The sequence below is a fragment of the Kitasatospora sp. NPDC057595 genome, from assembly GCF_042800875.1.
Classification (GTDB): domain Bacteria; phylum Actinomycetota; class Actinomycetes; order Streptomycetales; family Streptomycetaceae; genus Kitasatospora.
Window position 1 is genome coordinate 235,216 of sequence record NZ_JBHVGL010000002.1, and the last position, 21,365, is coordinate 256,580.

The window sequence follows — 21,365 nt, forward strand, 5'->3', positions numbered from 1 at the left end:
GACGATCACCTCATGAATGGTCAACCGCTCACCGGCCGGACACCGGACGCCACCACCGCCCCCCTGCGGCTCGGCACCCGGCGCAGCGCGCTCGCCATGGCCCAGTCGGGCATGGTCGCCCGCGAGGTGACGCGCCTCACCGGACGCCCCGTCGAGCTGGTGGAGATCACCACCTACGGCGACACCTCCCGCGAGGCGCTGGCCCAGATCGGCGGCACCGGTGTCTTCGTCTCCGCGCTGCGCGACGCGCTGCTCGAAGGCCGGATCGACTTCGCCGTGCACTCCCTCAAGGACCTGCCGACCGCCGAGCCCGAGGGCCTGGCGCTGGCGGCCGTGCCGCGGCGCGAGGACACCCGCGACGCCCTGGTGGCGCGCGAGGGCCTGACGCTGGTCGAACTGGTCGAGAAGCTGGCCGGCGCCGGCCGCCCGGCCCGGATCGGCACCGGTTCGCCGCGCCGGATGGCGCAGCTGAACGCCTGGGCCCGGGCCAACGGCTTCCAGCTGGAGACCGTCGCGATCCGCGGCAACGTGGACACCCGGATCGGCTTCGTCACCTCCGGCGAGCTGGACGCGGTGGTGCTGGCCACCGCCGGCCTGAACCGGCTCGGCCGCAGCGCCGAGATCAGTGAGCACCTCGACCCCGAGCTGATGATCCCGGCCCCGGGCCAGGGCGCGCTCGCCGTCGAGTGCACCACGGCGAACAGCGGACTGACCGCCGCGCTGTCGGCCCTGGACCACGCCCCCACCCGGGTCGCGGTGGCCGCCGAGCGCGCCCTGCTGGCCGCCCTGGAGGCCGGCTGCTCCGCGCCGGTCGCCGCGCTGGCCGGCTGGGAGCACCAGACCGAACTGCGGCTGGAGGGCGTGGTCGGCACCGCCGACGGCGCCACCCTGCTGAAGATGTCCGCCCACGGTCCGATCGTCCTCGACGAGACCGCCGAGCAGCAGGCGGCGGCCCTCGGCCGCGCGCTGGCCGCCCGGCTGCTCGACGCGGACGCGGCCGCCCTGATGGGGGAGCGAGCCCGATGAGCCCCACCGCCGCCACCGACAGCCCGTTCCCGGCCGACAGCCCGTTCGGGGGTACCGTCCCCGCCGCCGGCCGCTGCACCTTCCTGGGCGCGGGCCCCGGCGACCCGGGCCTGCTGACCCTGCGCGCGGTCGAGGTGCTCTCCTCCGCCGACGTGCTGGTCGCCGACCCGCTGACCGCCGCCGCCGTGCGCAGCCACTGTCCGACCGGTGTGCAGGTGCACACCCCCGGTGCGGAGGGGCCGGAGTTCGACCTCGCCGACCTGGTCGCCGAGGCCGTGCGCTCCGGCAAGCACGTCGTGCGGACCGTCGACGGCGACCCGGGCCTGGACGGCTGCGCGGCCGAGGAGATGCTCGGCTGCGCCGGTGCCGGGATCGCCTTCGAGGTGATCCCGGGTGTCGCCCAGTCGGTCGGCGTACCGGCCTACGCGGGCGTGCCGCTGCGCGGCGCGGCCGGCACCGACGTGCGCTTCGTGGAGGCCGCGGCGCTGCTGGCCGGCTCCCCGGTGGACCTGGGCGCGCCGGAGACCACCCTGGTGGTGCGCACCACCCTGGGCCAGCTGCCGGCCACCGCCAACGCGCTGGTCTCCAACGGCCGCAAGCCGGACTCCGCGCTGAGCGCCACGCTCTCCGGCACCACCACCCGTCAGCGCACCTTCACCGCGACGCTGGCCTCCATCGCGGCGGACCTCAAGGCCGCCCGGGTGCTGCCTTCCCCGGTCTCCGCCCCGGTGGACCCGACCACCGCGGTCATAGCCGTGGTCGGTGAGCAGGTCGCCCACCGCGCCTCGCACTCCTGGTTCGAGACCAAGCCGCTGTTCGGCTGGAACGTCCTGGTGCCGCGCACCAAGGAGCAGGCGCACGGCCTCTCCGAGCAGCTGCGCTCGTACGGCGCGGTGCCGCAGGAGGTGCCGACCATCGCGGTCGAGCCGCCGCGCACCCCGCAGCAGATGGAGCGGGCGATCAAGGGCCTGGTCACCGGCCGCTACGAGTGGATCGCCTTCACCTCGGTGAACGCGGTGCGCGCGGTGCGCGAGAAGTTCGAGGAGTACGGCCTGGACGCCCGGGCGTTCGCCGGCATCAAGGTCGCGGCGGTCGGCGAGACCACCGCGCAGGCGCTGGTGGACTTCGGCGTGAAGCCCGACCTGGTGCCGTCCGGCGAGCAGTCCGCGGCCGGGCTGCTGGAGGACTGGCCGCCGTACGACCCGGTGTTCGACCCGATCGACCGGGTGCTGCTGCCGCGCGCCGACATCGCCACCGAGACCCTGGTGGCCGGCCTGGTCGAGCTGGGCTGGGAGGTCGACGACGTGACGGCGTACCGGACGGTGCGCGCCTCGCCGCCGCCGGCCGAGACCCGGGAGGCGATCAAGGGCGGCGGTTTCGACGCGGTGCTGTTCACCTCGTCCTCGACCGTGCGGAACCTGGTCGGCATCGCGGGCAAGCCGCACAACGTGACGGTCATCGCCTGCATCGGCCCGGCCACCGCCAAGACCGCCGAGGAGCACGGCCTGCGGGTCGACGTGATGGCCCCGGCGCCGTCGGCGGCCGCGCTGGCCCAGGCGCTGGCAGACTTCGGGGCCAAGCGGCGGGACACCGCGACCGCCGCGGGCGAGCCGGTCTACCGGCCCAGTGAGCGCCGTCCGGGCTCGCGCCGCAAGGCCGCCCGCTGACGTAGAGGCCGGGGGCGGCCCGACCGCCGCCCCCGGCACCGCACCATCGTTCGGAGAGAGAAGCCGTGTCCGCCGAATTCCCGTACGTCCGCCCGCGCCGTCTGCGCTCGACCCCGGCGGTGCGCCGCCTGGTCGCCGAGACCCGGCTGCACCCCGCGGAGCTGATCCTTCCCGCCTTCGTCCACGAGGGCATCACCGAGCCGAGGCCGATCTCCTCGATGCCCGGGGTGTTCCAGCACACCCGGGACTCGCTGCGGAAGGCCGCGGTGGAGGCCGCCGAGGCGGGCGTGGGCGGCATCATGCTGTTCGGCCTGCCCGAGGTGAAGGACGCCGTCGGCTCCGAGGGGACCAACCCGGAGGGCATCCTCCAGCAGGCGATCCGCGACGTGGTCGCGGAGGTCGGCGACCGGCTCGTGGTCATGTCGGACCTCTGCCTGGACGAGTTCACCGACCACGGCCACTGCGGCGTGCTGGCCGAGGACGGCAGCGTGGACAACGACGCCACCCTGGCGCGCTACGCCGAGATGGCCGTGGTCCAGGCCGAGGCCGGCGTCCACGTGGTCGGCCCCTCGGGCATGATGGACGGCCAGATCGGCGTGATCCGCCGGGCGCTGGACGAGGCGGGGCACCAGGGCGTGGCCGTGCTCGCCTACACCGCCAAGTACGCCTCCGCCCTGTACGGGCCGTTCCGCGAGGCCGTCAACTCCTCGCTCCAGGGCGACCGCAAGACCTACCAGCAGGACCCGGCGAACGCCCGGGAGGCGCTGCGCGAGCTGGAGCTGGACCTCGCCGAGGGCGCCGACCTGGTGATGGTCAAGCCCGCGATGCTCTACCTGGACGTGCTGCGGCAGGTCGCCGACGCCTCCCCGGTGCCGGTGTCCGCGTACCAGATCTCCGGTGAGTACGCGATGGTCGAGGCCGCCGCCGCCAACGGCTGGATCGAGCGGGAGCGGACCATCCTGGAGACCCTCACCTCGATCCGCCGGGCCGGCGCCGAGCAGATCCTGACCTACTGGGCCGTCGAGGCCGCCAGGATGCTGAAGTAGGCCCCACGCACGAGCACGCGAAGGCCGGGCCCCTCCGACGGGAGGGACCCGGCCTTCGTCGTGCGTCCTACCAGTCGGCGATGTGGGCGAAGCCCTCGCCGCCGCCGACGCCGTCGGTGGAGGTGGCGGCGCCCCAGCCCAGCTCGCCGGCCGCGATGTGCGAGGTGTGGGCGATGCCCCAGCCCTCGCCGGCCGCGAACACCGGGTCGGCGGAGGCGACGAACTCGCCGCCGCCGGCCACACCGACGTGCGCGGACGCCGCCGGGACGGCGAGCCCGGCCAGCGCCAGCGCGCCGATGGCGGTCAGGGTGATCTTGCCCAGCGTGCTCTTCATGGATCTGCCCTTTCTTCCGGAGCGCCCGGGGCGGACGCTCTGCCTGTGGGGGGTGCGTCCGGACGCCGGGAGGGCCCGGGGAGCAGACGTCCCCGGGCCCTCCGTCGCGCCGTGCGCCTGGATCAGCCGATCAGGTGCGAGACACCCGCGTCGCCCGAGGACTGGGTGTTCTGGCCGACGTTGCAGATCTGCTTCGGGGTGCTGTTGAGGATCGGAACCTCGATCGGCACGGCGATGCCGATGACGCCGACGGCGACGTTGTGGATCTCCGGCAGGCAGATGTTCGGGTTGTCGAGCACGTGCGAGTTCGGGCTGTTGTCGCCGTAGGTGCCGGTGTGGTTGGTGCCACCGTTGCCCTGGGCCGAGACGGCGGCGCCGTCCGAGTCGGCGATGGCGCCCGCGGAGCCGGCGGACATCGCGATGGCGGCCGCGGCCAGACCCGCGGCGGCGAGGGACTTCTTGATCATTTCGGTGTTCCTCTCAGGGGGGTGAATCGGGGAGCGATTCGAAGGTGGTCGGTTCGGAGGGATGACGCCGCCGGGACGGGCGGGGTCAGCCGATCAGGTGGGAGACGCCCGCGTCGCCGTGGCTCTGGGTGCCCTGACCCTGGGTGCAGTACTGCTTGCCACCGCTGTTGGCGATCGGGACCTCGACCGGGACGGCCACGCCGAGCACGCCGACGGCGATGTTGTGGATCTCCGGCAGGCAGATGTTCGCGTTGTCCAGGAAGTGGAAGTTCGGGCTGTTGTCGCCGACGGTGCCGGTGAAGTTGGAGCCGCCGTTGCCCTGGAACGACCCGGCGGCGCCGTCCGCGTCGCCGATGGCCGAGGCCGGCGCCGCGGCGGCGGCCAGCGCGGCGGCGGCCAGGCCTGCGGCGGCGATGGACTTCTGGATCATGAGGAGATCCCTCTCTGAAAAAGCTCGGTTTCCGTGCGGTTTCCGTGCGTACAACGCGTTCAACGCTCAGACCCGGTCCGCGGTCACTGACGTCCAGATCAAAGAATCACGGCACGGAAGGTTACGGGGATTTTGGAAAAGAGTCCTGGAGGCGCGGCGGTCAACGGTTTCCGGTCGGATTATTAACCCGAATCGGTTAACCGCCGCAATCGGGGACGCCGGTCGCTCGTTGAGCCCGTTGCTTTCGGCTGCGCCCGCGCAGCCGACCCCCATTGGATCTCCAGTACGGACAGGCGGAACGGTGAAAAGCATGAGGTTCTCCAAGCGGGCCGGCGCGATGCTGCTGGCGGTCGGTGCGGGCGTGCTCGCCTCCCAGGGGGCGGCCTCCGCCGCCTCGGTCGCCCCCGAGCAGGTCGGGGCGCTGGAGGACCAGCTGGCCACCCAGCAGGTGCCGCTGGACATCCCGCTGGCGCCGCTGGACAGTCGCATCTCGGGTGCCGTCCCGGCCTCGCTGCTGATGCCGCCGGCCCCCGCCCACACCACCGGGGACGCGCTGCTCCCGGACCGCGTGGTGCCGGCGCTGGGCATCGGCAAGGTCGGCCCGACCGCCAAGGCCGAGCTGCCGCTGCCGCTGCTCGACCGGGGCGCCGACCTCGGCGAGCTGCTGCTGGACGCCCCGGCCGCGCCGCTGCACGCCGACACCCCCGCGGTCGGCCTCGGCAAGCCGCTCTCGCTCGTCGAGGACGGCACCGGCCAGCTCGCCGACGGCCGGATCAAGCTGGACGAGATCGACCCGCGGCTGGTGACCGGCGCCGTCCAGGCGGTGCCCGGCGCCAAGGCCAGCCTGGGCAACGAGGACGAGCGGATCTCGGTGACCGACACGCTGGGGAGCCTGGCCACCGCGACCACCGCCACCACCACCGGCGTGGTCTCGGGCGCCGGTGCGGCCGGCCTGGCCCAGCTCTAGGAGGCGCCCGACGCGCCAGAGCCCGGCACCCCCCTTTCGCGACGGGGTGCCGGGCTCTCGCGCGGGCGCGTGGCGGCATCAGCCCGGCAGCACCCCGAGCAGTCCGCCGACCAGCGGCAGGTCGCGCGGACCGCCGCCGGCGCTGAGCGGGCCGGTCAGCGTCCCGGTGCCGACCGGCGCCAGGCCGGAGTCCGGCTGGACGGTCGCACCGTTGTTCAGCACGTCGGCCGAGGAGTTGGCCCACGGGTCCAGCCGCAGGTCCTTGAGCGGCGCGATGCCGTAGCCGAGGCCGGTGGTGGCACCGCCGAGCCCCTGGGCGAGGTCGGTCTTGGCCAGGGCGGCCTCGCCGCCGGCCGGGGCCGCGTGCGCCGTGCCCGCACCCGTGCCGCCGAGCAGCATCGCGGCACCCAGGGCGGCGACGAGGCCGGCCCCGCTCTTCTTCACAACCATGCGTCTTCACCTTCGGGGGAGGGGTTCCCCGGGCGACCGGACCGTGCCCGGGGTACGCCGAACCGCCCCCCGGCCGGGAGCCGGGGGGCAGTGCGGGCGGAACGCGTGCCGATCGGGATCAGCAGTCGTCCTCGGCGTGCTCGTGCTCGTGCTGCGGCGGGGCCTCCACGTTGGCGCAGGAGTTGCCGAACGCCGGGTTCAGCAGGCCGATCAGGTTGATCGAGTTGCCGCACACGTTCAGCGGGACGTGCACCGGGATCTGGATCTGGTTGCCGGAGACGACGCCGGGCGAGCCGGCGGCGACGCCCTCCGCACCGGCGCTGGCGGCGGCACCGCCCGCCGCACCCAGCACCAGGCCGGCGGCGGCGGCGGAGAGGACGGCGGCCTTCTTCACGTTCTGCATGGGGGTTGATCTCCTCGATCACACACGGGTTGAGCGGCCGCACCCCGCCCGGTGGCGGGGTGCGGCACGAGTGCGGGGAATCCGCGGCCGCCGGCTCGGCGGCCACCGGTTCAGCCGGCGTTGACGCAGGCGTTGCCGAACGCCGGGTTCAGCAGGGCGATGATGTCGATGGTGTTGCCGCACAGGTTGATCGGGATGTGCACCGGGATCTGGAGCTGGTTGCCGGAGAGCACACCGGGGGAGTTGGCGGCGACGCCCTCGGCGCCGGCGCTGGCGAACGCGCCGCCGGCCGCACCGACCACCAGGCCGGCGGTGGCGAGAGACAGCGCGGCGGCCTTCTTGACGTTACGCATGTGTTCTTCCTCCGTATTCTGCCCGACCGTCTGTGGAAATAGTCGGGAGCCGGGCGAGGGGAAATCCTGGCCCGTTGGCTTCTGGGAATGCCGTGATTGTCACTCGGGCGGCCCAGATGGCGCGTGTCGCCCATGGCTCGGGCGATGAGCGGCCGCCGCGGCACCGTGCGCCGCGAACAATTCCCGCACGGCCGGGAAGCATTCGAATCGACGCGCGACCGGGAGAATTCCGGACGGGCTTGGACCGGCGGCGGATCTCCTCGTCGTAGCGGGGCGGGTGGAGCGTGTTCCGACTGGAGAACGAGGCACTGGGCGGGGGGAAACGGCCGGATGCGGGTGTCACCCGATTGCCCGGGGCGGAGGCTCCGTTCGTCCGGACGGGTGACAGTGGGGTAGCCCTCGCAACCGGCCCGAGCGGGTCTCGTTGGAGATGTCGCACTCCCCGTGCATCTCTGTCGAACAGTCAGGAGGCTCCTCATGAGCATCAAGAAGACGGCCGCCGTCGGCGCCGCTGTGGTCGGCATCGTCGCCGCCGGTGCCGGTTCCGCCGTGGCCAGCTCCGGCGCGGAGGGCGTTGCCGCCGGCTCCCCCGGTGTCATCTCCGGCAACCAGATCCAGGTGCCGCTGCACGTCCCGATCAACCTGTGCGGCAACACCATCGACATCGTCGGCATCCTGAACCCGGCCTTCGGCAACCACTGCGCCAACGTCGGCTGACCAGCCGCCGGTCCGGTCGGCGCGAGCCGCCGCTCCCGCGCTTCCCTCCTGGGGTGCGGAGCGGCGGCTCTCGGCGTTTCCGGGGCGGTTGCGAGTCCGGCGGCCGGGGGCGCGGTCAACTGGCGGTGCTGTCATGAGCCTTGTTGCGTTACTTGTCAGTATCTAGAATGTGAGACCTGCTCACCTTTCTTCGCTCCTCCCCGTCCGGCGTTCCCGGCCGGGCGGCCCCACCCGCAAGGAGTCGCGTGTGAACAGGTCACCACGGGGAGGTGCGCGGCGGTCCAGGACGGTCGCGCGGCGCTCCCCGCTCGGCGCACTGCTGGCGGCCGGCGCCCTCGTCGCCGGCCTCGGCCTGGCCGGCGCCCCCGCCGCCTTCGCCGGCACCGCCCCGGCCGCCCCCACGGCCGCCACCACCCGCCCGGCCGCGATCGTCGCCCTCGGCGACAGCGCCATCTCCGGGGAGGGCGCCGGCACCGACACCGGCGACGCCTACTTCCCGGAGACTGACAGCCCCACCAACTACTGCCACCGGCACCCCAAGTCGGAGATCTTCGTCACCGACATCCCCGGGGTCACCCCGATCGACCTCGCCTGCTCCGGCGCGCAGACCGGCGACCTGGTGAGCGACCCCGGGCTGGCGAGGATCACCGGCCCCGGCAGCGGCGACTTCGGCGAGCCCAAGCAGGACGTCAAGCTGGCCGGCGTGGCCGCCGCGTACGACGTGAAGCTGGTCGTGGTCACCATCGGCGCCAACGACGACTTCGACTTCAGCGGCATCATGATGCACTGCCTCGCGCAGTACTTCCCGGTGCCCAAGGACCAGGGCTGCCGCGACACCATCGGCAGCGCCGAGATCGCCCGGCGGGCGGAGCGGGTCGGGCCCAAGGTGGTCGCCGCCCTGCAGAACGTCCGGCAGACCATGCGGCGGGCCGGCTACGCCGACGACTCCTACCAACTGGTCTACCAGTCCTACTTCAACCCGATCACCCCGGACATCCGGCGCAACGACTTCCTCGGCAAGGTGGCCGACGGCTGCCCGGCCTTCCCCGAGGACCTCGCCTGGGGCCACAACTGGGTGGTGCCGCTGTTCAGCGACACCCTGCGCGCCGCGGCCGAACAGGTGCCCGGCGTCCGCTACCTCGACCAGCGCCGGGTCGCCTTCGGCCACGAGGTCTGCGCGGAGTGGACCAGTTCCCCCTACGAGTACACCAACGGGGACGTCATCAACCTCGCCGAGTGGGTCCGCAACGGCTGCGACCAGCAGATCGGCATCCCCGGCCTGTGCATGAACATGGTCCGCCAGTCCTACCACCTCAGGGTCGCCGGCTACCGGGGCGAGGGCGTCTGCCTCGGCCAGTTCTACGCCCGCCCCGACCTCGCCCAGGCCGCCTGCTCCCTCGACCAGCGCAACACCACCTCGATCGAACCGCTCACCCCCGGCAAGCCGTTCCCGGACGGGCCCGAGGACGGCGCCTGGTTCCAGCTGGCCAATGCCGCCGACGGCCGGGTGCTGGACCTCACCGGCGGCGGGACGTACGGCGACGCCACCGACGGCCGGCCCGCGATCACCTATCCGGCCACCGGCGGGCTCAACCAGTCCTTCGTCCTGGAGGCCAGGGCCGGCGGCTCCTACGAGCTCGACTTCAGCGGCAACCGCACCATGTGCCTGGACGCCAGTGGCGGCTCCACCGCCCCCGGCACCCGGATCCAGCAGTGGCGCTGCAACGGCGGCGGCAACCAGCACTGGGTCCTCACCCCCGCCGGTGACGGCCTGTGGAAGGTGGCCGACTCCCAGGACCGGGCCGAGCTGGTCACCGCCTCCGGCCGGCTCGACGCCAAGGGCAACCCGCTCGTCGAGCTGGCCGCCGACACCGGCGCCCCGGCCCAGCTGTGGCGGCTCACCAAGCTCGGCACCGTCCACCTGCACGGTTGACCCGTCCCCGAACCACCGGCCGTCCACCGGGCGGGCTCCCCGCCCGCCCGGTGGCGGCGGTGCCGTAGGCTCGCCCGGCGTCGCGCTGTCGGTCGGCGCACCGGTCACGAGCGGGGCGGGGAGTACCAGAGCTGATGAGCGCGGCATCGAGCACCGAGTCGTCGGACGGGAGCGCGGGCGTGCCCCCGCCGTCCGCCACCCCGTCGTCCGCCGCCGCGGCGGACCCGCAGACCGCGCAGGACCCGCGGGCTCCCGGGGAGCCCACGGCGGCGGACCGGTCCCCGGGCTGGTTCGGCGCCCTGGTGGACCGCTACGCCCCGGCGCTCGGCGCGTACGCGGTGGTCAAGGCGACCGGCCTGACCGTCTTCCTGCTGCTGCTCTCGCACACCGAGGACTTCCTGAAGAAGGACCCGGGGCGCGGCGGCGGCGCCCGGCCCTGGGACGTGCTCGGCACCTGGGACGGCATCTGGTACCAGCGGATCGCCGAGAACGGCTACGACCCGCAGCTGATCCCGCTGCACGGCTACCCGCTGGCCACCTACTACGAGAACTCCGCCGCGTTCTTCCCGCTCTACCCCTGGCTGATGCGGCTGGTGGGGGCGGTGACCGGGCTCGGCCCGTACGGCTCGGGCATCGTCGTCTCGGTGATCGCCTCCTTCGTCGCCGCGGCCGGGATCTTCGCGGTCGCCGCGCGGCTCGGCGGCTTCCGGGCCGGTGTGATCGCGGCGGTGATCTGGGGCCTGTTCCCGGGCTCGGGCGTGGAGTGGGCGGTCTACTCGGACTCGCTGTTCGTCGCCCTCTCGGCCTGGGCCTGCTACTGCGTGATGACCCGCCAGTGGCTCGCCGCCGGGGTGCTCGCCCTGGTGGCCGGCCTCAACCGGCCGACCGCGGTCGCGCTGATCGCCGCCGTCTCGATCTCGGCGCTGGTGGCGCTGGTGCGGCGCACCGACGGGGTGGCCCGCCCGCTGACCGCGATGCTGATCACCCCGTGGGGCCTGCTCGGGTACGTCGCCTGGGTCGGCTACCGGATGGGCGACTGGACCGGCTACTTCAAGCTCCAGCGCGGTGCCTGGAACCGCTACTTCGACTGGGGCGCCTCCACCGCCCGCAGCACCCTGGACACGGTCACCGGGCACTGGACGTTCTGGCAGTCCAACCCGGCGCCGGACCTCATCGCGGTGGGCCTGCTGATCGCCCTGCCCGGGCTGCTGGTGCTGCTGCTGCGCCTGCGGCCGCCGCTGGTCCTGGTGCTCTACACGGTGCTGACCATCGTCCTGGCGCTCAGCAGCAACCAGATCTACGGCAACATCTCGCGCTACCTGCTGCCGGCCTTCCCGCTGTTCATCGGCCTGGCGGTGGCGCTGCGCCGGCTGCGGCCGTCGACCCTGGGCGGCCTGGTCGCGATGCCGGCGGTGGCGGCCGGATGGTACGCGGGGTACGCGCTGTTCGAGCTCGGCATCCCGTAGAACCGGCCTCCGTAGGGCCGCGTAACCTCGACGTCATGACGACCAGCGGCACGCCGACCGTGCGCCAGATCCGCGACCTCTCCGGTCTGCTGGACCACGCGAGCCACGTCCTGGCGACCCGGATGGCGGCGGCGTTCACCGAGCTCGGCGTCACCCCGCGCGCCTACTGCGTGCTCTTCCACGCGCTGGCGGCCGAGCGCACCCAGAGCCGGCTGGCCGAGCTGGCCGATCTCGACAAGACCACCATGGTGGTGACCGTCGACCAGCTGGAGCGGGCCGGTCTGGCCGAGCGCTGTCCGGCCGCGGCCGACCGCCGGGCCCGGATCGTGCGGGTCACCGAGGCGGGCGCGCGGGCGGTCGAGCGGGGCACGGCGATCGCCGACCGGGTGCACCGGGAGGTGCTGGAGTCGCTGCCGGGGGAGGAGCGGACGGTCTTCGTCGCGGCGCTGACCCGCCTGGTGGACGGGGGCGGGGCACTGGCCGATCCGGTCGGTTCGGAGCGGACGGTGCGCCGGGCCCGCCGCCCGCGCGGCCGGGGTCCGGGCGACGAGCCCAGGGCGCGGCGGTAGTCGGTTTCCGGTCGGCTTGTATGCTCCACCTGGCGCCAGGGGGGACGTCCTGGCCGCTGATCGTTCGATGGCACAGCCGTGAAGAGGTGCGGGGATGTCGGGTCGCCGAGACAGGAGTCAGTCCGGCGTGGCCCGGCCGCGTCCGGAGGGCTCGACCGGCTCGGCGGGTTCCAGCGGTGCCCGGAGCGGCTCGACGGGCGACGCGGGCACCGGTGCGGCCGGCGGTTCCGTCCCCGCGCCCAGGCCCGGCGGGCGGGCCGAGGCCCGGCGGGCGGCGCAGTCCAAGGGCCGCGGCGGACAGGGCGGACAGGGCGGCGACGGCGGGTCGAACGGCCAGGGCCACCGCCGCTCCGGCGGGCGCGGCAAGAAGCCCCGACGAAACGTCAAGAAGATCGTCGGCTGGACAGCCGTCGGCACACTGGTGCTGATAGCCGGCACCGGTGGCGCGATCTACTACAAGCTCAACGGCAACATCAAGACCATCGACGCGGACGCGCTCAGCAAGGACCGCCCGCCGGAGGCCGAGGCGGACGCCAACGGCAACAAGCCGGTGAACATCCTGCTGATCGGCTCCGACAGCCGCGGTGGCGACAACTCGGACCTGGGCGGCGGCGACTCGGAGGGCGCCCGCTCGGACACCACGATCCTGCTGCACGTCTACGCCGACCACAAGAACGCCATCGGCGTCTCCATCCCGCGCAACACCTTGGTCACCATCCCGCCGTGCAAGCTCCCGAACGGGAAGTGGACCAAGGAACAGAAGGGCAAGGACGTCCTGTTCAACGCCGCGTTCACGGTGGGCGGCGCGCCGGACGGCAACCCCGCCTGCACCCAGAACACCCTGGAGAAGCTCACCGGCATCCGCGTCGACCACACCATCGTGGTCGACTTCCAGGGCTTCTCGGCGATGACCAAGGCCGTCGGCGGCGTCGACGTCTGCCTGCCCAAGGACATCTACGAGAAGGACCTCAACGAAAAGCTGCCCGCGAAGGGCGCCCTGGTCCTGAAGAAGGGCCCGCAGAAGGTGGAGGGCCAGCAGGCGCTCGACTACGTGCGGTTGCGTCACGGCATCGGCGACGGCTCCGACATCGGCCGGATGAAGCGTCAGCAGGCCTTCATGAGCTCGATGATCAGCACGGTGAAGAAGAAGGGCCTGGAGCCCACGACCCTGCTGCCGCTGGCCGACGCCGCCACCAAGTCGCTGCGCGTCGACGAGGGTCTCGGCTCGGTCGACAAGCTCATGTCCTTCGCGCTGTCGCTGAAGAACATCGACCTGCACGACCTCAAGTTCGTGACTCCGCCCTGGCGTTACAACGAGGCCAATCTCGACCTGGTGAAGCCGGACTCCGACAGGCTGTGGGAGGCGATCCGCGCCGACCGCACCCTGGACGGCAAGGACGCCACCGGCCAGCAGCCCGACGCGCCCGCCACCCCGGCGGCCCCGGTCACCCCGGAGGCCCCGCCGACCACCACCGCGGCCGCCACGAAGACCGCTCCCGCGGCCCCGGCGCCCGCGATCAAGGTCTTCAACGGAACGACCGCCAACGGGCTGGGCGCCAAGGCGGGCGAGGCCCTGAAGGCGGCGCAGTTCACCGTCGGCTCGGTGTCCCAGGCGAAGTCCACCAACAAGCTCACCACCACGATCGAGTACGGCGCCGGACAGAAGGCCAACGCCGAGAAGGTCGCCGAGCTGTTCCCCGGGGCCACCCTCACCCCCAGCTCGGCGCCCGGCATCAGCGTCGTCCTCGGCAAGGACTACGCCGACGCCAACGCCGCCGCCGGCACGACCGCCCCGGCCGCGCCCGCCCCGCTGCCGACCTCGGTCACCGAGGACGTGCGCTCCGCGGACGACGACATCTGCGCCAACACCACCTACGGCTCCGGCGGCTGACCCCGCGCCGGACCGCCGGCGGCCGACGACGAACGGGGCCCCGGCTTCCGGCCGGGGCCCCGCTCGCGTCCGGAACCGATCAGGGCCAGACCAGGCAGTACAGCTGGTGGCCGGCCTCGTGCAGGCGGTTGGCGAAGTCCTGCCACTCGTGCAGCATGCTGTAGATCACGAAGGCGTCGCGCGGGCCCCGGCGGTCGGGGACGGTGGACCAGATGAAGGCGGCGGCGCCGAGTTCGGTCTCGTCCGCCTTGCGCAGCGGTTCGACGACGTTGTGCGGCAGCTGGACGACGGCGTAGTCCGGGTGCAGCACCACCAGTTCCAGCGGCGGCACCTGGTGCAGCGGCACGCCCTGGATCCCGGTGAGGACCATGGCGCTCATGGTCTCCGGTTTGATCTTGGTGGAGAGGTGGCCGTTGGGCGAGCCGCTGGTCTCCATCAGGTCGCCGAGCCGGCCGAGCGAGCCGAGCTCGCCCGCGTCCAGCCCGAGACCGCCCGGCCCGAGGGCGGTCGGGACCCGGGCCGCGGTCGCCCGGTCGGGTGCGCCGAAGTACTTGTACGTCACCCCCACGCGTCCCTCACCCCGCCTCTCACGGCCTCGGCCGCTACGCCCCGTTCCCGCTCCCGTACCCCCGCGTGCGGTCTCGGCGGGCCGGCGGGGGCCACCCGCGACCTCGTCGTGGCCGTCCTGCGCCTCGGACACTCGGACCATCCTCACCGGAATTCGCCGGAATCGACAGACCCCCGCACGTCCGGTGTCCCACCGGACGTGCTCCTTACCCGTCATGCGCCGCCGTACCCAGTCGCGGTACGCGGCAGTCCTCTCCACACCCCTGCATCGACCCGGAGCGTCCGTCCGGCCTCGCGGCCGGAGGAACTCCGGAGACACTCTGGGTACATAGTCTGACTGGTCCGGGTAGCCGGCGCAGCCAGGGGCCCCGTTGTACGGATAACCGTACAGACTCGGGCGCCCGGATCATCGTTCCAGATGATGAGGTCCGACATGCAGAGGTGAAGGACACGATTTGAGACCATGTCTCCCGTGAGCTACCCCTACGAAGCACCCAAGTCCCAGTCGCTCTTCGACCGCGCGTCGGTCGTGACCCCCGGCGGCGTCAACTCCCCGGTGCGCGCCTTCCGCGCCGTCGGCGGTACGCCGCGCTTCATGGTGTCCGGCAGCGGCCCCTATCTGACCGACGCCGACGGCCGCGAGTACGTCGACCTGGTCTGCTCGTGGGGCCCGATGATCCTCGGCCACGCGCACCCCGCCGTCCTGGACGCCGTGCAGCGGGCGGTGACCCGCGGCACCTCCTTCGGCACCCCCGGCGAGGGCGAGGTCGAGCTGGCCGAGGAGATCGTCGCCCGGGTCGCCCCGGTCGAGCAGGTCCGCCTGGTCTCCTCGGGCACCGAGGCCACCATGTCGGCGATCCGGCTGGCCCGCGGCTTCACCGGCCGCGCGAAGGTCGTGAAGTTCGCCGGCTGCTACCACGGACATGTGGACGCGCTGCTGGCCGCCGCCGGTTCCGGCGTCGCCACCTTCGGCCTGCCGGACACTCCGGGCGTCACCGGCGCCCAGGCCGGCGACACCATCGTGCTGCCCTACAACGACCTCGCCGCCGTCGAGGAGGCCTTCCGGGCCCACCCCGGCGAGATCGCCTGCGTGATCACCGAGGCCTCGCCCGGCAACATGGGCGTCGTCCCGCCGCTGCCCGGCTTCAACGGCGGTCTGGCCCGGCTCTGCCGGGAGAACGGCGCGCTGTTCATCTCCGACGAGGTGATGACCGGCTTCCGCGTCTCCAAGGCCGGCTGGTACGGCCTGGAGGCGGCGAACGAGGGCTGGGCGCCCGACCTGCTGACCTTCGGCAAGGTCATGGGCGGCGGCTTCCCGGCCGCGGCCTTCGGCGGTCGTGCCGACGTGATGGCCCACCTCGCCCCGGCCGGCCCGGTCTACCAGGCCGGCACCCTCTCCGGGAACCCGATCGCCACCGCGGCCGGCCTGGCCCAGCTGCGGGGCTGCACCGACGAGGTGTACACGGCCGTCGACCGGGTCGCCGCCGAGGTCTCCGGGCTGGTCTCCACCGCGCTCACCAAGGAGGGCGTGGCGCACCGGCTGCAGACCGCCGGGAACATGTTCTCGGTGTTCTTCACCGAGGACACCGTGACGAACTACGCCGAGGCGAAGACCCAGGAGGCGTTCCGCTTCACCGCGTTCTTCCACGCGATGCTCGCCGAGGGCGTCTACCTGCCGCCGTCCGCCTTCGAGTCCTGGTTCGTCTCCGCCGCGCACGACGAGCGGGCGCTGGAGCGGATCGCCGCCGCGCTGCCCGCCGCCGCCCGGGCCGCCGCCGAAGCCACGGCCTAGTCCTTACGAGTCCCAGGAGTACTGAGAAGTGAGCGCCAAGGACATCACCGTCGTCCATCTGATGCGGCACGGCGAGGTGCACAACCCGGAGGGCGTCCTGTACGGGCGCCTGCCGGGCTACCGGCTGTCCGAGCTGGGCCGCGAGATGGCCGAGCGGGTCGCCGAGGACCTCGCCGGGCGGGACATCACCCACGTGGTGGCGTCCCCGCTGGAGCGCGCCCAGGAGACCGCCGCGCCGATCGCCAAGGCACACGGCCTGGACCTCGCGGTGGACGGGCGGCTCATCGAGGCGGAGAACATCTTCGAGGGCAAGACCTTCGGAGTGGGCGACGGCTCGCTGCGCAACCCGTCCTACTGGAAGTACCTGACCAACCCGTTCAAGCCGTCCTGGGGCGAGCCGTACCTGGAGCAGGCGGTGCGGATGATGGGCGCGCTGGCCGCCGCCCGGGACGCCGCGCGCGGGCACGAGGCGGTCTGCGTCAGCCACCAGCTGCCGATCTGGATCGTCCGCTCCTTCGTGGAGCGCCGCCGGCTCTGGCACGACCCGCGCAACCGGCAGTGCTCGCTGGCCTCGCTGACCAGCTTCACCTACGAGGGGGACCGGATCGTCTCGGTCGGCTACCGCGAGCCGGCCCGCGACCTGCTGCCGGCCCACCTGGTCGGCAAGGGCGGCAAGAGCAAGCCGGTGGGCAAGAGCTTCGGCGCCTGAGAAAGGGCTTGACACCGGCTCCGGGAGCACCCGGAATCCGGGTACGCCGAAGAGGCCCGGACGTGCGGAACGGTGTCCATGGTTCCCGATTCGACGTAAGAGCTGTGTGAGTAAGACCTGGGTCACACCCCCGCGACACCAGGGTCGATGGTCCCGTCGCAGGTCAGAGGGGGTCCGGCAGACAAGGCCGGACCCCCCGGGGCCCGCCCGTGACTCCATGCGAAACTTTTCACATGTCTGGCATGACGCGCCCCCGTCCCCGTGTCGCAGCCGCCGCGGTCACCGCCGCCGCTGCCGCGCTGGTCCTCACCGGCTGCAGCTCGTCCGGCTCCTCGGCCGGCGGCGACGGACAGATCGGCTTCGTCACCGCCAAGGGCAGCACCATCTCGACGGTCGCCCAGGGCCACCGCCAGGACGCGCCGGACATCGGCGGAACCACCCTGGAGGGGACCCCGACCAAGCTCTCCGACTACCGGGGCAAGGTCGTCGTGATGAACGTCTGGGGCTCCTGGTGCGGACCGTGCCGCTCGGAGGCCGACGACCTCCAGCGGGTCTGGGAGAAGTACAAGGACCAGGGCGTGCAGTTCCTCGGGATCAACACCAGGGACCCCGAGGTCAAGAACGCCCTCCGCTTCGAGCAGGAGAAGGGCGTCACCTTCCCCAGCATCTACGACCCGGCCGGCACCGAGCTGCTCAAGTTCCCCAAGGGCAGCCTCAACTCGAACACCATCCCGACCACCCTGGTGATCGACCGGGAGGGCAAGCTGGCCGCCCGCGCCCTCGGCGGCCAGACCGACGACAACCTGGAGTCGATGCTCCAGCCGATCGTGGCGGAGCAGCAGCGGTGAGTGCGGCGGTCCAACTCGCCGACAACGTCGGGACCATCCAGAGCGGCGCGCTGCTGGTGGCCGCGCCGATCGCGGTGGCGGCCGGCCTGGTGTCGTTCTTCTCGCCGTGCGTGCTGCCGCTCGTCCCCGGTTACCTCTCCTACGTCACCGGCTTCTCGGCCGCGGACCTCGCCGACGCGCGCGGGGCCCGGCGCGGCCGGATGCTGGCGGGCGCGCTGCTGTTCATCCTCGGCTTCACCGCCGTGTTCGTCTCCGGTGGCGCGCTGTTCGGCTTCTTCGGCGACACGCTCCAGGAGCACAAGCGGATCATCTCGATCGTGCTCGGCTCGGTGACGGTCCTGATGGGCCTGGCCTTCATGGGCCTGGTGCCCGGACTGAGCATGCGCGAGCTGCGCTCGCACCGCCGCCCGGCCGTCGGTCTGCTCGGCGCGCCGATGCTGGGCGTGGTGTTCGGCGTCGGCTGGACGCCCTGCCTCGGCCCGACCATGTCGGCGATCCAGACGCTGGCCTTCAACGAGGCCGACGCCGGTCGCGCCGCCCTGCTGATGACCGCCTACTGCCTGGGCCTGGGCGTACCTTTCGTCGTGGCCGCGCTGGCCTTCCGCCGGGCGCTCGGTGCCTTCGGCTGGGTCAAGCGGCACTACCCGCTCGTCATGCGGATCGGCGGCGGCATGCTCGTCGTGGTCGGTCTGCTGCTCGTCACCGGGGCCTGGGACTCACTGGTGAACGAGCTGCGAGTCCGCACCGGCGACTTCTCGATCGGAATCTGACCCGTGACCAAGACCACGACCGACCGCGAGCAGCGCGGGGACGCGGCGCAGGGCGCGGCCGAGGACGCCGCCGAGCGGCTGACCACCGCCCCGGCCGACTCCGACGGCCCCACCGGCATCGGCGCGCTCGGCTGGCTGCGCTGGATGTGGCGCCAGCTGACCTCGATGCGGGTCGCGCTGATCCTGCTGTTCCTGCTGTCGCTGGCGGCCATCCCCGGCTCGCTGATCCCGCAGAACGGCCAGAACCAGTTCAAGGTCCAGGCCTGGAAGGCGCAGCACACCACGGTCGCGCCGATCTACGAGAAGCTCCAGCTGTTCGACGTCTACAGCTCGGTGTGGTTCTCGGCGATCTACATCCTGCTGTTCGTCTCGCTGGCCGGCTGCATCGTGCCGCGCACCTGGCAGTTCGTCGGCGTGCTGCGCTCCCGGCCGCCGGCGGCGCCGCGCAACCTGACCCGGATGCCGGTGTACGCGGCCTGGCGGACGGACGCGGACGCCGCGACCGTCAACACCGCCGCCCACCGGCTGCTGCGCGCGCGGCGGTTCCGGGCGCACCTGGACGGCGGCGCGGTGGCGGCCGAGAAGGGCTACCTGCGCGAGGTCGGCAACCTGGTCTTCCACCTGTCGCTGTTCGCGCTGCTCGGCGGCTTCGCCTGGGCGAGCCTGGCCAGCGGCACCGGCGGCAAGCTGCTGGTCGAGGGTGACGGCTACGGCAACACCATCACGCAGCTGGACGACTTCACCGGCACCCGCTTCTACGGCAGCGACGACCTCGACCCCTTCTACGTGAAGCTGAACAACTTCACCTCGAAGTTCCAGGACCGGGGCGACCAGATCGGCAGCGCCCGGCAGTTCACCGCGCACGTCGACTACTTCGAGGGCAGCGACCCGGCGAAGCTCAAGGCGGGCACGATCGAGGTCAACCACCCGCTGGAGATCGCGGGCAGCAAGGTCTACCTGATCGGCCACGGCTACGCCCCGGTGATCACGGTGCGCAACAAGGCGGGCGACATCGTCTACACCGGTGCCACCCCGTTCCTCCCGCAGGACGGCAACCTGACCTCCACCGGTGTCGTCAAGGTCTCCGACTACGGGGAGAAGGACGGCCAGAAGACCCAGCTGGGCTTCTCGGGCTTCTTCCTGCCGACCGCTCCGGTGGCCTTCGACCGCAACACCGGCCCGCGCTCGCTGTTCCCCGGTGACGCGGACCCGGCACTGGTGCTCAACGTCTACGCGGGCGACCTGGGCACCGACTCCGGTCTGCCGCAGAACATCTACCAGCTCAACACCAGGAAGCTGACCCAGCTCCAGCAGGACGGCCAGCCGGCGAAGGCCAGGCTGAAGCCCGGCCAGGCCTGGGAGCTGCCGGACGACTACGGCACGGTCACCTTCGAGGGCTACAAGCAGTGGGCGAGCTTCAACATCTCGCACCGCCCGGGCAACGGCATCGCCCTGGTCGGCGCGGTGGCGGCGATCGCCGGTCTGATCGGCTCGCTGTTCATCCAGCGGCGCCGGATCTGGGTGCGGGCGGTGGCGCTGCCGGACGGCGGCACGCTGGTCGAGCTGGCCGGGCTGGGCCGCAGTGAGTCGGCGAAGATCGCCGAGGAGCTGGCCGCGCTCGCGGTGGACCTCCAGGACGACGCGCCCGCGCTCGACGACGAGGCCGACGAGTCCGAGAAGTCCGACGCGTCCGAGAAGCCCGACGGGTCCGAGAAGCCCGACGAGCCCGACGAGGCCGCGGCACCCGAAGAATCCGCAGTTCCCGCCGACCCGAACTCCAAGGAGTAGACGGTGCACCTCGCCTCGGAGGTCGACCCGCAGCTGGCCGACCTGTCCAACAAGCTGATCTATTCGGCGATGGCGGTCTATCTGATCGCCATGTTCGCCTACATGTTCGAGTGGACCTTCGGCTCGAAGGGCGCCGTCGCCGTCCGCTCCATCGAGCAGGCCGGCCTCGCCGAGACCGTGGCGGACGCCGACGCCAAGGCCAAGGGCGCCCGGAAGGTGACCGTCACCGTCGCCTCGGCGCGCGGCGGCACCACCACGCTCACCCGCACCGCACTGGCCGGCGCGGGCGCGACCGTGGTGACCAGCGGGCGCGGTGACGACGAGGTCGACGGCCCGGGCGCGGCCGGCACCAGCGAGCGGGCCGACCTGGCCGGCCGGATCGCGGTCTCGCTCACTGTCCTCGGCCTCCTGCTGCACACGGGCGGCGTCCTCACCCGCGGCCTCTCGGTCTCCCGCTGGCCGTGGGGCAACATGTACGAGTTCTCCTGCGCCTTCGCGCTCGCCATGACGGCGGCCTTCGTCGGCCTGCTGCTGACGAAGAAGCCGGTCCGCTGGCTCGGCCTGCCGGTCACCCTGGCGGTCGTGCTCACCCTCGGCATCGCCACCGAGGTGCTGTACACCGAGTCCGAGCAGCTCGTCCCGGCCCTGCACTCGTACTGGCTGGCGATCCACGTCTCCACCGCGATCATCTGCGGCGGCGCCTTCTACGCGGGCTTCGTCACGACGCTGCTGTACCTGGGCAAGGACTCCTTCGACAAGCGGATGGCGGCCGGCCTGGCCAAGGGCCCGCTCGGCACCTCGCCGTCCATCTGGCGCCGGCTGCCCGCCGCCGCGACCCTGGACAAGCTGTCCTACCGGATCAACGCCCTGGTCTTCCCGCTGTGGACGTTCACCATCATCGCGGGCGCGATCTGGGCCGAGGCCGCCTGGGGCAAGTACTGGGAGTGGGACCCGAAGGAGACCTGGTCGTTCATCACCTGGGTCGCCTACGCGTGCTACCTGCACGCCCGCGCCACCGCCGGCTGGAAGGGACGCAAGGCCGCGTACCTGGCGCTCGCCGCCTTCGCCTGCTGGCTGTTCAACTACTACGGGGTCAACATCTTCGTCACCGGCAAGCACTCCTACGCGGGGCTCTGACCGGTACCGGAACCCACCCACCGGCCCGGCACTCC

Annotated in this window: 22 protein-coding genes; 15 read left to right on the top strand and 7 right to left on the bottom strand. The window is 72.6% G+C overall.

Translation table 11 applies throughout. The features are described from left to right. Window positions 1-12 precede the first annotated feature (12 nt). The 3 genes from hemC to hemB all read left to right on the top strand — a co-directional run bounded on the left by hemC (window position 13) and on the right by hemB (window position 3,739). Window positions 13-1,026 carry a hydroxymethylbilane synthase gene (gene hemC, locus ACFU9E_RS04460; RefSeq protein WP_380684777.1) on the top strand — a complete coding sequence of 338 codons (1,014 nt, stop codon included), beginning with the start codon at window positions 13-15 and terminating at the stop codon, window positions 1,024-1,026. Beyond that, window positions 1,023-2,693, top strand: a complete 1,671-nt coding sequence (locus tag ACFU9E_RS04465; RefSeq protein WP_380684776.1) for a uroporphyrinogen-III synthase — start codon at window positions 1,023-1,025, stop codon at window positions 2,691-2,693. The genes hemC and ACFU9E_RS04465 overlap by 4 nt, the downstream gene beginning before the upstream one ends. Window positions 2,694-2,758: 65 nt before the next feature. Then, window positions 2,759-3,739 carry a porphobilinogen synthase gene (hemB, locus tag ACFU9E_RS04470; RefSeq protein ID WP_380684775.1) on the top strand — a complete coding sequence of 327 codons (981 nt, stop codon included), beginning with the start codon at window positions 2,759-2,761 and terminating at the stop codon, window positions 3,737-3,739. Window positions 3,740-3,806: 67 nt separating this feature from the next. Here the strand turns inward: hemB and ACFU9E_RS04475 are convergent, their stop codons facing one another. The 3 genes from ACFU9E_RS04475 to ACFU9E_RS04485 form a co-directional block, all read right to left on the bottom strand. After that, entirely contained in the window at window positions 3,807-4,073 is a 267-nt protein-coding gene (locus ACFU9E_RS04475) for a hypothetical protein (protein WP_355357982.1), read from the bottom strand. A gap of 122 nt (window positions 4,074-4,195) precedes the next feature. Continuing rightward, window positions 4,196-4,540 (bottom strand): rodlet layer protein, encoded by a 345-nt coding sequence (locus tag ACFU9E_RS04480; protein WP_380690400.1) that lies wholly within the window; start codon window positions 4,538-4,540, stop codon window positions 4,196-4,198. A gap of 85 nt (window positions 4,541-4,625) precedes the next feature. Continuing rightward, window positions 4,626-4,970 (bottom strand): rodlet layer protein, encoded by a 345-nt coding sequence (locus tag ACFU9E_RS04485; protein ID WP_355357988.1) that lies wholly within the window; start codon window positions 4,968-4,970, stop codon window positions 4,626-4,628. Window positions 4,971-5,280: 310 nt separating this feature from the next. On the opposite strand from ACFU9E_RS04485, the gene ACFU9E_RS04490 reads away from it, so the two are divergent. Further along, window positions 5,281-5,937: a hypothetical protein gene (locus tag ACFU9E_RS04490; RefSeq protein ID WP_380714763.1), complete on the top strand. Its 657-nt coding sequence runs from the start codon at window positions 5,281-5,283 to the stop codon at window positions 5,935-5,937. 78 nt (window positions 5,938-6,015) lie between these two features. Here the strand turns inward: ACFU9E_RS04490 and ACFU9E_RS04495 are convergent, their stop codons facing one another. The 3 genes from ACFU9E_RS04495 to ACFU9E_RS04505 all read right to left on the bottom strand — a co-directional run bounded on the left by ACFU9E_RS04495 (window position 6,016) and on the right by ACFU9E_RS04505 (window position 7,143). Continuing rightward, window positions 6,016-6,387 (bottom strand): hypothetical protein, encoded by a 372-nt coding sequence (locus ACFU9E_RS04495; RefSeq protein WP_380714765.1) that lies wholly within the window; start codon window positions 6,385-6,387, stop codon window positions 6,016-6,018. 118 nt (window positions 6,388-6,505) lie between these two features. Then, entirely contained in the window at window positions 6,506-6,790 is a 285-nt protein-coding gene (locus tag ACFU9E_RS04500; protein ID WP_380714767.1) for a chaplin, read from the bottom strand. 110 nt (window positions 6,791-6,900) lie between these two features. Then, window positions 6,901-7,143 carry a chaplin gene (locus ACFU9E_RS04505; RefSeq protein WP_380714769.1) on the bottom strand — a complete coding sequence of 81 codons (243 nt, stop codon included), beginning with the start codon at window positions 7,141-7,143 and terminating at the stop codon, window positions 6,901-6,903. A 477-nt stretch (window positions 7,144-7,620) separates the two neighbouring features. Between ACFU9E_RS04505 and ACFU9E_RS04510 the strand changes: the two genes are divergently transcribed. The 5 genes from ACFU9E_RS04510 to ACFU9E_RS04530 all read left to right on the top strand — a co-directional run bounded on the left by ACFU9E_RS04510 (window position 7,621) and on the right by ACFU9E_RS04530 (window position 13,719). Then, window positions 7,621-7,860 (top strand): chaplin, encoded by a 240-nt coding sequence (locus tag ACFU9E_RS04510; RefSeq protein ID WP_380689749.1) that lies wholly within the window; start codon window positions 7,621-7,623, stop codon window positions 7,858-7,860. A gap of 247 nt (window positions 7,861-8,107) precedes the next feature. Further along, a complete protein-coding gene (locus ACFU9E_RS04515; RefSeq protein WP_380689747.1) occupies window positions 8,108-9,793 on the top strand; it encodes an RICIN domain-containing protein in 1,686 nt (561 codons plus the stop codon). A 134-nt stretch (window positions 9,794-9,927) separates the two neighbouring features. Further along, complete coding sequence (locus ACFU9E_RS04520) at window positions 9,928-11,259, top strand: hypothetical protein (protein ID WP_380689269.1); 1,332 nt, start codon at window positions 9,928-9,930, stop codon at window positions 11,257-11,259. Between the two features lie 35 nt (window positions 11,260-11,294). Next, complete coding sequence (locus ACFU9E_RS04525) at window positions 11,295-11,828, top strand: MarR family winged helix-turn-helix transcriptional regulator (RefSeq protein WP_380689270.1); 534 nt, start codon at window positions 11,295-11,297, stop codon at window positions 11,826-11,828. A gap of 127 nt (window positions 11,829-11,955) precedes the next feature. After that, a complete protein-coding gene (locus ACFU9E_RS04530) occupies window positions 11,956-13,719 on the top strand; it encodes an LCP family protein (protein WP_380689271.1) in 1,764 nt (587 codons plus the stop codon). Window positions 13,720-13,798: 79 nt separating this feature from the next. On the opposite strand, the gene ACFU9E_RS04535 is transcribed toward ACFU9E_RS04530, so the two are convergent. Further along, window positions 13,799-14,281, bottom strand: coding sequence for a hypothetical protein (locus ACFU9E_RS04535; protein WP_078881187.1), 483 nt, complete (start codon window positions 14,279-14,281; stop codon window positions 13,799-13,801). A gap of 468 nt (window positions 14,282-14,749) precedes the next feature. Here ACFU9E_RS04535 and hemL point away from each other — a divergent pair, with 468 nt between their 5' ends. The 6 genes from hemL to ccsB all read left to right on the top strand — a co-directional run bounded on the left by hemL (window position 14,750) and on the right by ccsB (window position 21,330). Further along, window positions 14,750-16,078 (top strand): glutamate-1-semialdehyde 2,1-aminomutase, encoded by a 1,329-nt coding sequence (hemL, locus tag ACFU9E_RS04540; RefSeq protein ID WP_380685034.1) that lies wholly within the window; start codon window positions 14,750-14,752, stop codon window positions 16,076-16,078. Window positions 16,079-16,139: 61 nt separating this feature from the next. Then, a complete protein-coding gene (locus ACFU9E_RS04545; RefSeq protein WP_355358893.1) occupies window positions 16,140-16,787 on the top strand; it encodes a histidine phosphatase family protein in 648 nt (215 codons plus the stop codon). Between the two features lie 242 nt (window positions 16,788-17,029). Beyond that, window positions 17,030-17,635 carry a TlpA family protein disulfide reductase gene (locus ACFU9E_RS04550; RefSeq protein ID WP_380685033.1) on the top strand — a complete coding sequence of 202 codons (606 nt, stop codon included), beginning with the start codon at window positions 17,030-17,032 and terminating at the stop codon, window positions 17,633-17,635. Further along, a complete protein-coding gene (locus ACFU9E_RS04555) occupies window positions 17,632-18,405 on the top strand; it encodes a cytochrome c biogenesis protein CcdA (protein ID WP_355358021.1) in 774 nt (257 codons plus the stop codon). The genes ACFU9E_RS04550 and ACFU9E_RS04555 overlap by 4 nt, the downstream gene beginning before the upstream one ends. Window positions 18,406-18,408: 3 nt before the next feature. After that, the gene (locus ACFU9E_RS04560; RefSeq protein ID WP_380685032.1) at window positions 18,409-20,193 is read left to right on the top strand and encodes a cytochrome c biogenesis protein ResB; all 1,785 of its coding nucleotides are present in this window, start codon (window positions 18,409-18,411) and stop codon (window positions 20,191-20,193) included. A 3-nt stretch (window positions 20,194-20,196) separates the two neighbouring features. Further along, on the top strand, window positions 20,197-21,330 hold the full coding sequence (ccsB, locus tag ACFU9E_RS04565) for a c-type cytochrome biogenesis protein CcsB (protein ID WP_380685031.1): 1,134 nt from the start codon (window positions 20,197-20,199) through the stop codon (window positions 21,328-21,330). Window positions 21,331-21,365: the final 35 nt, after the last annotated feature.